The sequence below is a fragment of the Bradyrhizobium sp. WSM3983 genome, assembly GCF_000473045.1.
Classification (GTDB): Bacteria; Pseudomonadota; Alphaproteobacteria; order Rhizobiales; family Xanthobacteraceae; genus Bradyrhizobium.
Map to the genome: position 1 here is coordinate 53,931 of NZ_AXAY01000030.1, position 11,789 is coordinate 65,719.

The following is an 11,789-nucleotide window of genomic DNA, read 5'->3' on the forward strand; positions in this document are numbered from 1 at the left end:
GGAATGGAGCGTTCTTCTGTGGCGAAACTGTCATTGCCGGGGCGGGTCCTTTTCCTGTCCGAGAACCCGGGGTTGGTGCGGAGACAGCTCGCAGGTGAAGACCTGCCCTTCGCCCAATGCGCGCCCTTGCGCCACGAGATATCGACGGATGAAATTACGCCGGTGCCATCTGTCGTCGTATTCGACGAACGTTTGGCATCGCACGCCCATATAGGGTTTAGGGCGGGCTCGGAGAACCCGATTGGGCCGGGCCAGCTCATGGCCGCCAACGTTGCGGTGCTCGTTGCCGGTGATCGTTACGGCAAAGGCTCGTCGCGCGAGCACTCTCCAGTTGCGGAAAAGGCTGCTGGAGTTCGGCTTGTTATCGCCAGCAGCTTCGAGCGAATTTATCGGCAGAACTCCGACAATGTCGGCCTCTTCACTTCTACCGATTTGGGCCTCGCTGACCGCATCCGGAGCGGCGAAGAAATAAGCATCGAGGAGCTTTTGCGCGGACGCGACCCGATCGCGTCCGCAATTCTACGCGCCGCCGGCCTTCTCGCCTACGGGCGTGAGAAATTGCAATCGATCAATACCGTTGCTGCGCCTGAGTCCGGACGGCCGAAAACGTTATTCGAAAAGATCATCGACCGTCAGGCCATATCAACTGACGACGCCGGTCCAGTGACGGCCGTGGGGCAAAGCGGCTTCGTGCGCGTCGATTACCGTTTCGTTCATGACATCTACACGGGTATGTGTCGGCATCTTCTTCACCAAAAATTCGGGCCGACGCCGAACCTGTTTGATTCCAAATCAATTCTGGCTTTCGAAGATCACTACTCCTACACGCATCTCAGCCGCGCTCACCGGAGCCTGATGCCCCATGTTCAGGAACTGTCAAATGCCCATCGTGCGTTTGTCCGCGAACATGGGCTGCGGCACCACGGCTACCTGTCTGATGGTCCTGGCTCGGAGGGTATCTCGCATTCGCTAATGGCCGAGCTGTACGCCAAGCCAGGCCAGCTCATCGTTGGGACGGACTCGCACACGCCGCATTCTGGCGCGCTCGGCTGCGTCGCTTTTGGGGTTGGCACGACAGATATTGCGAACGCGTTCATGACCGGCGCGGTTCGCATGGTCATGCCAGAGGGTATTCTCATCGACCTCGTCGGAAAACTGCCGAGCGGGGTCACTGCGAAGGACATTGTGCTCCATTTGCTGGCTCTGCCGGCCATCCGGTCGGGGGCCGGCGTCGGCCGGGTGTTTGAGTTTGCTGGTCCTGTCGTGAGTTCGCTCTCGATCGACGAGCGCGCGACACTCACGAACATGACTGCCGAGCTCGGCGGGTTCACCGGCCTGGTTGCGCCCGACGAGGTCACCCTCCGATTCATACGGGAGCGCAGAGGCGAAGAATGCGAACTCGAGGACTGGATGCGGAGCGATGACGATGCGGTTTATGCCGAGAGATTCTGCATCGACGTCTCCACATTGTCGCCTCTGGTGGCGCGACCGGGTGACCCAGGTAACGGGATCGAGCTTGCTGCGCTGACTGAGCGCGTTCCGGTGAACATCGCCTATGGCGGCTCCTGTACCGCCGGGAAGCGGGAGGACTTTGACGCCTACCACGAAGTCTTGGCTTGGGCAGCCAAACACGGTCTCTCGGTTGCGCGCGGAGTGAGATTGTTTCTTCAATTTGGAACAGTGGACGTGCGCGAGTACTGTCGGGGGAAGGACTATTTCAGCGCTTTCGAGGCCGTAGGTGCGGAATTGCTTCAGCCGGCCTGCGGAGCCTGTGCCAATTGCGGTCCGGGATCCTCAGAAACGAGCAACCAAGTAACGATCTCGGCTATCAACCGCAATTTCCCGGGCAGATCAGGGCCTGGCCAGGTTTGGCTCTCGAGCCCGTATACTGTGGCGGCTAGTGCCATAGCTGGCTGGATCATCAGTTTCGAGGATCTGAAGAAGTTGCAGGCTACGCCAACTTGATCTTGACGACCTCCCTAGAGATCACTGGACTCGAACAAGAAAATGAATCCACTATCGACTTAGGCGACATCCCCTCCAACCAAACTATCTGCGCCGCAGCCCAGATTCATTGGTTCGGGCCGGCTGTGCGATCGTGGTGCCGAACATGCGTCTCCTTTCGATTGTCCAGAAGTTTGCCGCTTTCGCTCGATAGCAAGATTGGTGGCCTATCAAGATGCGTCTCAAAGGGTATACGGCTGGGCCCGCTGTGGATCAAATGAACTGCCTATGCGAATGAATGAACAAGATATAGAAGGCTCGGTTCGTGCGAGGAAAAGCGGTAGCGCTCTCTCGATTCGTACGTGTGACATGTGTGAATGTCCTCCAACGGCAGACGCGTTCTATCTCGCCGGCCCTTCATGAACATTGGCGCAGTTTCTTCGGGGCGATCGGCCAGCCTGAGTTTTTGTCGCAACCACGCTTTGCAAGCCAAGCTGCGGCGCTGACACATCAACGAGGCCTGCGAGGAGGTCAGCCGCATCTTTCTCACCCGGACCACCGCAGAATGGCGCGACCTCCTGGAGCGCGCTGACGTTCCGGTGATGCCGATGCATACGCTCGAAACGAACTCGAGGATCCTCACCTCAAGGTTGTCGGCCTCTTCAACACCATTGATCATCTCGTTGAAGGACGCATAAGTTGCCTTCAACCTAGACGTGACACAGCCGCAGGCTGGCGGACCGGCACCGAGCCGGGTCGCGACATCCTGCAAGGAGCCGGTTTCTCGGTCGCGGAGATTGAACGCTTAGGCCAACAAATGCTGTCCATCTGCGGACTTCGACATAAAAGTGGCGGAACTATGATGCACTCACAAGTCAACGCGCCACTTGCGGCCAAGTCACGCGCATAATCAGGAAGAATGCGCAGGAATTCTGCGTGTGCGCACGGGACGAAACGACCAGAACCATCGAGGTGCTGAATTTAAATATAGGCACAATGGAGGTGACATATGGCCACGACAGTCTCAGCGATTCCTTTCACCGGCGTCCCATTCCCGCGATCGGCGTATGACCGTCGGCGGGAGAGGGTATTCGAGGCTATGGCTCGCGCGGAGCTCGATGCGCTCGTCGTGACTGCCCATGGTCATCTCAGATATCTTACCGGATATGACGGGCGAGGTGGATATTTCGCGCCCTTTCCGTTGATCCTCGTGCCGGGGCGAGCGCCGACATACGTTGTGAGGGAGTATGAGGTGCAGGCAGTTCGCGCGAACAGCTGCATTGACGAGTTCGTGCCCTATACGCAACAGTACGACTTTGCCAAGGTGTGCGCCGGCGTGCTCAAGGGGTACGGAGTTCAGCGCGGCAGGATCGGCCTTGAGCTCGGCTGTTGGAATCTCGCGCCGAACGATGTGAGCGCGCTTCAGGGCCAGCTGCCCGAGGCGAAGATGGGGGACGCGACGGGATTGGTAGCTCTAATCGCAGCTGTGAAGACGGAGCTTGAGTTGGAGGCTATGCGTGAAGCCATGGTATTCACGGACATAGCGGTCCAAACGTTCAATTTATCCATTCGCGAAGGTGCGACTGAATTGGAGGTGTTCAAAACCATGGAGGCGCAGGTCGAAAAAGCTGGCGGTGAGATCCGGATCGCTTCCGTGACGCTCCTGTTTGGCGAAAGAACGAAGATCCCTCATGGTTTCCCGGCGCGAAATCCAATCAAGAAGAACGAGCCTGCGTTTATGGAGCTCGGCGGCTCGAAGAATGGTTACACAGCTGGCCTAGTTCGCAGTGCGGTATTGGGGGCGCACCCCGAGGCTGAGTCCCTGCATGCCGTGGCTGTGGAGGCGCTCGAGGCGGGGATTGCTGCGATCAAGCCGGGCGTCACGGCTGGCCAAGTAGACGCCGCGGTTCGCAGGGTCATCAATCGATCGGGGCGACCCGAACTGTTTCGGCACCGCGCTGGTTACCAAACGGGCATTCACTGGACCGAGCGCGGAAATCTGAGCCTTGAGCCAGATTCCGCTGACATCCTCCAGACTGGAATGACTGTGCATCTACCCGTTATCCTGTTCGGCGAGAGCGGGTATCTCTTTGGATGCAGTGAAAACGTGGTCGTCACGGAGAAGGGTGCTCAAGCCCTCAGTCGTACACCGCATACTCTTTTCCGCGCGTGACTCTCTGGCCAGCCCGCTACACACACACACTTGGTTGATACGGCAGCAAAATCTTGTCCGCCGCTCGCGTTAGCCAGCCGCTTATGCAGGTGAGCGCACTGTGGTTCAATCGCCCCATCGGCAAGAACCAGGCGATCCAGCATTCGCTGGCGGTGAACTGGATGGGGCTCGAGGCGGCGACCCTCATCGTACGCAAGGCGGCTTGACTCTACGACGGCAAGAAGCGCTGCGCCGCCCCCGCCAATGCGGCCAACTGTCTCACTGCGGACGCGGGCTGCCACGCATGCGAACGCGCCGTTCTCATCCACGGCGGCTTCGGCTACGCGAAGCAATATTACGTCGAATACTGCCTGCCTGCGTGAGTCGCTGATCCCGGGCGTCGCCCTCATCAGCTGCGAGCTGATCCCGTGCCACATCGCCGAGCGCACGCTCGGCCTGCCCAAGTGCTGGTGAACCCGATTTGTTGCGATCCTTCCTGCTGTCGCCCGCTGCCCGCCGCGACCTGCTGGCAAAGTTCCCGCGTTTCGGCGTCGACTACTGCGTAGTCGACTTGGAAGACGGCAGGAGGCGTCCGCCCGCTCCACACTGGCGCAGGCGGTGCGAACCGTGCGTGAAGGTGGATATTGGGGCGGGCTGACCGTGCGGTCAACGAACCCAACTCGCCACACATCTCGAGGACCTGGCGGCAGCCTTGGCCTAAGACATCGATGGCGTGGTGATCCCGAAGGGGGAGGAACCCGCGCAGCTGTCGCCGGTCTACCACCAGATTGCCAGGATCGCCGCCGGAGATAGGAACGCGCGGGCTAGGTTCATCATCGCCGGCATCGAGAGCGTGCGTGGTGTGCAGTCGGTGACGCAGCTCTGCCGGACCGAACTTGGCGTACGTGCCGTCTATCTCGGCGCGGAGGACTATGCCGCCGCGATCGCCGGTCGCCGCACGGCGGGAGGCCGGGAGGTGTTCGTTGCCCGATGCATAGTGGTGATCGCGGCCAAGGGGTCGGACTCGACGCCATCGAGCACGCGGTGATCGACATCCGGGACGACGTGCTCTATTTCGCGGACGCGACCGAGGCGCGGGAGCTGGGTCCACGGCAAGTGCTGCGTGACGCCTCGGCAGGTGAAACTCGCACAAGGTGTTTCTGCCCACCGAACAGGAGCGCGACTTCCCCCGCCGGCTGCTTGCCAAGTACAACCGCGCGCTGCGACCTTACGTCGGCGTGATTGAGTTTCGAAGGGCAAGATGGTCTCGATGGCCCCTTGCCCAAGCGCGCCCAGGCGGTGCTGACCGGGAGACGCTCCGTTACGAGCCACCATTCGTGCATCGAGGGATTCGAGTTCGCTCACTACGTGCGCCCCGTGATCCGCCGTTGTCATGGGCCAAGCTGTAGGCGAGCCGACCTCGCTCTCGCGCGCACTCGTGGACCAGAGGGCCACCCTCAGCGGCAGCAGCATCTTCCTGGGTTCTGCATTGTCCAGCAACTTCCAGCCGCTCCATGGCGACCACCTGCGCCTCCGCGGTTTCCGTGCCATCGGCACGGTGCGCAAGCTCGTGAGCGAAGGGCTGCTCGATCCGACTCCCTTCCATGTCTCCACCATCGCTCCCGCGATCGGGCAGGGCGGGATTGCCTGCGACGTGGCCCGGATCCATGTGAACCGCGCCAACGAGCGCGGCTAGCACAGTTTCGGCTGATCTCGGACTACGTACGTGCAGCAGTTGCGCGTGCCTCGGCAGTGATCGCCGAAGTCAACGAGCAGGTCCCATGGACAGTCTGTGAGGCGCCGCTGCGCACCGAGGAGATAGATGTTTGCGGGCACATCGACTGCGCGCTGACCGAGGGTCGCCGACGCCCTTCGGCGAGCGCCAGCGGCAGAGCACTGAGCTTGTGGCCGCGGGAGTTCCGGAACGCGCGAGCAAGTTGGCATCGGCGCGACACCCGAGGCGATCGTCGCGGGCCTGGCCGGACACCGCGATCTTGGCATTCACCCCGGGGTGATCGGCGACTCGGTGGCCGTTCTGATGGAGCGCGGCATCGTCACGAACGCCTGCAAGGGGGCATCGACGAGGGCGTCACGCTCACCGGCAGCCTGATCGGCACCTCTTTACCGCTTCGCCGACCAACGAGGCGCTGCAACTGCGCTCCTCGAGCTAGCTGCAGCGGCTGGTGTCCATCAATTCGGCGCTGGAGGTGGACCTCACCAAGTGAACGCCGAGGCGATCGGGACCGACAATTTACGTACCATTGGTGGCGAGGTCGATTTCGTCCGAGCGCCCGCGCAATCGCAGGACGGCCCGTCCGTGATCGCGCTGCCTGCTGTGGGCAAGCGCGGGGAGGCGAAAATCGTGACTTCCTTGTCGGGGCCGGTCCGCCCGCAGCGCTTGTGTGCGGCAGCGGGTACGCGCCGGTTCGCATCGCGGCACCGGAATATCGGGACGCGCTACTCGCTGCGGCGCGCCGCCCAATGGAAGGAGATCTGAGCGATGTCTGAAGACGTGTTGTTCAAGGTGAAGGGGCCGGTCGCCCTGATCACCCTCAATCGTCCGGCGCAGCTCAACGCCATCAACTCCGGCATCCGCAGCGGCCTGACACACGCATGGAAGTGGTCGAGCAAGACGAGGCGCCCAAGGTGGCGATCCTCACCGGCAGCAGCGAGAAGGTGATTTGCGCCGGCATGGACCTGAAGCAGGCGGCCACCTCGCGCCTGCTGAAGACCCCGCCACGCGACTTCTTCCCGGTGCTGGGCGACAACGTGCACGCTTCCACGCCCATTATCGCCGCCGTCAACGGTGTGGCGTTACGCCGGTGGCTGGCTTTTCGCGCAGATGTGTGGCATTTGCGTCGCCAGCGACAACGCTTCGTTCGGCATCACCGAGGCCAAGGTCGGCCGCGGCATGGCTTGGCCGACCCCACTGATCCATATGCCGCCAAGCGCATCGTGATCGAAAGCTCATCGGCTCACCTCTGAGTGCGCAACGGGCGCTCGAGCTTGGGTTCGTCAATGCCGTGGCGCCGCAGCAGGAACTGCGGGCTGCGGAACCGCGTGCATTCGCGGAAAAGCGGCCGGCGGAATGACAGGGCCGCTGATGGATATCAGCTCACGAAGAAACACGTACGCGTACGTGCCATAGCGCGGGCCTGGCCCCCAGCCGATGCTGATCCGGCTCGTAGTACCTGCGGCAAAAGGGGTAACTGCACTTCCACCCGTAGACGGTGCATTGGAACACAATAGTCGCTTGGAGATCAACCAGCTGCATCGATCAGCGATCGAGGCGCTGGCGTGGAAACTATTGCGCCCTCGAAGCCCTCCCGATGGCTTCCGTTCCGAGCGCGCCTGCGCTTGCTCGATGCCCATTGTCATGCCGGGTGCAGCATGGCGCGAATGTTTAGTTCCCGTATGGCCCCTCGCTGCTTCTGTCGAACAGCGCCACTTCAGAGGGCCGCAGAAGCGCACGGATTTATTTGCCTTAGCCTTCCTTTGAAGGAGCATCTATCGCTAGTCGGCGGCTTCGTCCGCCGCGTGTCATGGCGAGCGCATCGGACTGGTCGCCATGACACTGGAAATAGCTGGCCGCGATCTTGCCGAAGGCGCCCTGCGAACCACCGTCCTCCGGCTGAAAGCTTGCGCAGGTTCTTGCCGATCTCCGGCCCCCGCGTCTTTGTAATCTGCTCGACGCCCACCACGAGCACGACCTTGGCCTGCCGCCAAGAGGATCGCACGAACGCCCTGATGGGACGGCGGCCGAGCTGGTGGCGCAGGCATTCTCAACCCGCGTCGCCCGCTTGAAGCGCAGCGCTGGGTCAGCCTGCAGCACCAGCAAGGCGGTAAAATCCTGCGCCGAGAAGCTCGCGTTGAAATGGCCGATCACGATCTCATGGACTTGGTCGGCGGTGACATCGGCATCGACCAGGGCATCGGTCGCGACACGAACGATGAGACTCTCAATCGTGTCGGCATCCTGCTTGCCGAATGGCGTATCGGCCCAGCCGACGATCGCAGCGCTCATAAGGAACCTCCTTATCGATGACCCATCATGTTAGGCGCGCCAAGCCACGCTAATGGCGAGCGTCCAACCATTTCGGCCGGAGATGCGACGATTTGCCTGGTCGCTGCATCGGCTGGCAAGCTCAACATCATCGTTCGCAGCCAGGCCAACAGACCAGCATCGCCCGCACTCTCGACATGAGCTATTTGACGAATAGCCGTCGAGGCGTGGACGTGAGAGCCTCGTGCCCATTGTCGGTAACGGCGAATGACTGGGTTATCGCGATACCGACATTATCGAGCCATAGCCCCGGCATCATGTGGAACACCATTCGGGGCGCCAAGACCGTCTCGTCACCGCGTCGGAGACTAGCGGTTCGCTCTCCGACGGCAGGGGGGAAGCCAGCGCCGATAGAATAGCCAAGCCTCGCTTCCTTCTCAAAGCCATGACGGGCCAACGTTTCACGGAAGGTGGCTTCGACGTCCGAGCACGTGCGACCTGGCTGCACGGTTTGAAGGCCCGCGTTAAGGGCCTCGACCACAAATTTCGCAAGGTCGTGATAAGCTGGCGCGATCCTACCGACAGCGATGGAGCGGCTCAGGTTGACTTGATACCGATGCCGGTTGCCAAACAGCTCTAGGTTGACGATGGTCGCTCCAGGGAGCCGGTTGTCTGTCCATTCGGCGTGAGGGGCAATTTGCCGTTCACCCACGCAAAGGAAAGGAGGCGTGCAGGCGTAGCCGCCGCCATACTCCGGGGTGCCTGTCATCTGCGCGTGGTATATCACCGCCGCGATGTCACATTCGCGAACTCCCGGTTCGATCACTTCGACGGCCTTCCGCATCATGGAATCCGCGATTTCTCCGGCCTCGCGCATAATCGCAATCTCGGCCGGACTTTTGACAATGCGGATCCAATTCACTAGCACGTCAGCATCGACAAAGGTGGCGTGAGGAAGTGCGCGAGTCAGGTCAGCGTGAGCTTTCGCCGAATAGTAATAAGCGCCCATCTCGACCCCAAGCCGGGCCCTCTCGCCCCCGAATTCTTTGACGATGTCCGCCATGAAATCATAAGGCGACAACGCAGAGTGAACATACTTGTCGGCGTACGCTCTAATGTTGTCTTCCATCAAGTAAGTCGTCATCACCGCTGAAACGCGGTCCATGAATCTTCCTATCCAGATTGGTTCAGGAAGGTCGAGGCCCACCATAACCATCTGAGGGGCATAAAATGAATAAGCATTATACCCCGTTAGGTAATTGTGGTTCGCTGGCTCGGAAAGGAGCAAAAAATCAATGCCTCTTTTCGACATTTCCTTTTTTACATTATCGAGGCGTCCGACAAACTCGGCGCGCTCGAATTGTGTTTCTCTCTTCATCAAAGTCTGCTCCAGGCCTTGCTAAATGGGGCGCCGCCCAAGTATCGGCGTCATTTTTGCCGTCCATCAATACGGGTTCAACGGCGTTCAATCGTAGGATCGGATGTCGCGGTATTTCTGCTGATGTGAGCGCCAAATCGCGGAAATGCTGCCAACTGATCGTCCCATTTGCATACAGTCGCCGACTTGCCCCTCATAAGGATGGCCGCGATCTCCGAGCAACGCGAGTCGCCGCCGGCTGGTCAGGACTGCCGCCAGCTGACAGCCATCGATGTCGCCTTTTCCTGCGTCGCTCCAGCCTACTGTATGTGATAGCCGAGATCGAGATCGAGAACTTCGGCATGTTCGCCGAGGTGAGGGCGAGGATGTCGCCGATGATCCGCATCGATGGGCTGGGCGATAGATATAGGTGTTGCGGACCATGAACTCCTTAAGGATGTCGTTCTGGATGGTCCCTGAGAGGTTGGGCTGCGGTACGCCCTATTTCTCGCCGCGACGATGTAGAGCGCGAGCACCGGTAGGAAGAAGGGCACCGTTCATCGTCATCGACACGCTCATCTGGTCGAGCGGGAGGCGCGAGAACAGCGAGCGCATGTCGTAGATCGAGTCGATCGGGACGCCCGCCACGCCAACATCGGCGCCGACGCGCGGATGATCACTATCGTAGCCGCGATGGGTGGTGAGATCGACCGAGAGACCCTTCTAGCCGGCGGCGAGGTTGCGCCGGTAGAAGGCGTTGGAACCCTCGGCCGTGGAGAAGCCGAGAATATTGCCGGATGTCCAGGGTTGGGTTGACATACATCGTCCGGGGCCGCGCAGATAGGGCCGCAGGCCGGCAGGCTGGTAGACGAAGGGCAGTCCGTCGCGCTTCGGCCGCCCGAAGATTGGCTTCATCGGGCTGTCTCCCGGCGTCAGCCAAGGCTCGTCGGCAGGGAGAAATTGGGCAGCGCAAGTAGCGGAAATGGCGCAGTTTTTATGCGCGATATGGTCAAATTCAGTGGATGCCTGCGCTCCTACGTCCTTAGGCTTAGCAAGGCGCAGTTGACGTGGCGCCACAACCCGACAGGGCCGTAGACGGAGCAACCAAATGAATATCGAAAAGGCGCCGCTAGTGTTTCCCCGAGCGGAGTACGCGCGTAGACTTGAGCTCGTTAAGTCAGAAATGAGGCGTCGAGATATAGAAACTCTTTTCGTCTGCAGCTCAGCGAATATTATATACCTTACCGGATACACGGGGCGTTCCTCGTACGTCCCGCAGGGTCTTGTTATTAGCCTGAATGAAGATCAGCCGACGTTCATTATGCGTTCACAGGACGCTGTCGCGGGTTATCATCAGACGTTCCTCGACAAGGATAGGGTGATTGGTTACCCCGAAAGCCTGATTGGGCACGGTGACAAGGACGGTTATGACGCCGTGATCGAGTTTATTGCTGAGCGCGGGCTCGACAAGAACGGGATTGGCCTGGAAACGCTCACGCTGTCTATGCAAGGCAGGACCTATGCTGCTATGCCTACAGTGGCGAAGTTCAAGTCCCGCCTCCCGAACGCTCGCCTGGTCGATTTTTCGAAGGCCATTGATTGGCTCCGGCTGGTGAAATCTGATGCCGAAATCGCCATCATGCGGGAGGCTGCCGCGATTTCCGATGCTGCGATCGCTCGCGCCGCGGAAGTCATCAAGCCGGGAGTTCGGGAGGCAGACGCTGTCGCTGAGATTGTAGGGACTCTTATCCGAGGCGCGAACGGTAAGGCCGGCACTTTTCTCGCGCCAGTTTACTTTGTCTCATCTCCGAGAACTGGCACCTCGCACATTCCGTGGAGCGACGATAGCCTCCGTGCCGGGTCGCAAGTAAATCTCGAATGCGGCGGCATGCGTCACGCCTACGCGGCTGCAATTATGCGCACGTTTTCAATCGGTAAGCCTTCCGACGGGTTGCGACAAATGCATGAGGCTGAAATCGCAGGACACGCGGCCGCGCTCAAAGCTGCTCGGCCGGGCGCGACTTGCGGCGATGTAGCCGCAGCCTTCCGGAATGAAATGAAACGTCACGGCTTGGATAAAGATTCTCGCTGTGGGTATCCCATTGGTATCGAGTGGCTTGAGCCCACGGCAAGCCTGAAGGTCGGTGATGAGACCGAGCTGAAGGAAAACATGACCTTCCATCTCATGCTTGGCAATTGGGTGGACGATCATTTCGGGTACGTGCTCAGCGATACCATTCGTGTCACCGATAACGGTGCCGAGACCCTAACAAGTGCTCCGCGAATTATTTACGAAGTCTGAGCCCACGGCGGCGATTGTTTGGCAGCCGAGG

9 protein-coding genes and 2 pseudogenes are annotated in these 11,789 nt (G+C 60.2%); 8 read left to right on the forward strand and 3 right to left on the reverse strand.

What is annotated here, in order from left to right:
- The first annotated feature begins 3 nt into the window (after window positions 1-3).
- The 7 genes from YUA_RS0132300 to YUA_RS50450 all read left to right on the forward strand — a co-directional run bounded on the left by YUA_RS0132300 (window position 4) and on the right by YUA_RS50450 (window position 7,081).
- Window positions 4-1,965 carry an aconitase family protein gene (locus YUA_RS0132300; RefSeq protein WP_198029541.1) on the forward strand — a complete coding sequence of 654 codons (1,962 nt, stop codon included), beginning with the start codon at window positions 4-6 and terminating at the stop codon, window positions 1,963-1,965.
- A 988-nt stretch (window positions 1,966-2,953) separates the two neighbouring features.
- A complete protein-coding gene (locus YUA_RS0132310) occupies window positions 2,954-4,117 on the forward strand; it encodes a Xaa-Pro peptidase family protein (protein WP_027534402.1) in 1,164 nt (387 codons plus the stop codon).
- A gap of 83 nt (window positions 4,118-4,200) precedes the next feature.
- Window positions 4,201-4,323 carry a hypothetical protein gene (locus tag YUA_RS52410; protein ID WP_256375394.1) on the forward strand — a complete coding sequence of 41 codons (123 nt, stop codon included), beginning with the start codon at window positions 4,201-4,203 and terminating at the stop codon, window positions 4,321-4,323.
- 506 nt (window positions 4,324-4,829) lie between these two features.
- A complete protein-coding gene (locus YUA_RS0132320; RefSeq protein WP_027534403.1) occupies window positions 4,830-5,144 on the forward strand; it encodes an aldolase/citrate lyase family protein in 315 nt (104 codons plus the stop codon).
- Window positions 5,145-5,489: 345 nt separating this feature from the next.
- Window positions 5,490-5,792 (forward strand): hypothetical protein, encoded by a 303-nt coding sequence (locus YUA_RS47225; protein ID WP_027534404.1) that lies wholly within the window; start codon window positions 5,490-5,492, stop codon window positions 5,790-5,792.
- A gap of 525 nt (window positions 5,793-6,317) precedes the next feature.
- On the forward strand, window positions 6,318-6,593 hold the full coding sequence (locus YUA_RS47230) for an acetyl-CoA hydrolase/transferase C-terminal domain-containing protein (protein ID WP_027534405.1): 276 nt from the start codon (window positions 6,318-6,320) through the stop codon (window positions 6,591-6,593).
- 116 nt (window positions 6,594-6,709) lie between these two features.
- Window positions 6,710-7,081, forward strand: a complete 372-nt coding sequence (locus YUA_RS50450; protein WP_027534406.1) for an enoyl-CoA hydratase-related protein — start codon at window positions 6,710-6,712, stop codon at window positions 7,079-7,081.
- Window positions 7,082-7,637: 556 nt separating this feature from the next.
- Here the strand turns inward: YUA_RS50450 and YUA_RS45720 are convergent.
- The 3 genes and pseudogenes from YUA_RS45720 to YUA_RS49025 form a co-directional block, all read right to left on the reverse strand.
- Window positions 7,638-8,120, reverse strand: a pseudogene (locus tag YUA_RS45720) (beta-ketoacyl synthase N-terminal-like domain-containing protein); the annotation flags it as partial.
- 181 nt (window positions 8,121-8,301) lie between these two features.
- Complete coding sequence (locus YUA_RS0132345) at window positions 8,302-9,477, reverse strand: Xaa-Pro peptidase family protein (RefSeq protein WP_027534407.1); 1,176 nt, start codon at window positions 9,475-9,477, stop codon at window positions 8,302-8,304.
- Window positions 9,478-9,564: 87 nt separating this feature from the next.
- Window positions 9,565-10,371: pseudogene (locus YUA_RS49025) on the reverse strand (methylmalonyl-CoA mutase family protein).
- A 193-nt stretch (window positions 10,372-10,564) separates the two neighbouring features.
- Here YUA_RS49025 and YUA_RS0132370 point away from each other — a divergent pair.
- Entirely contained in the window at window positions 10,565-11,758 is a 1,194-nt protein-coding gene (locus YUA_RS0132370) for a Xaa-Pro peptidase family protein (protein WP_027534409.1), read from the forward strand.
- Window positions 11,759-11,789 lie beyond the last annotated feature (31 nt).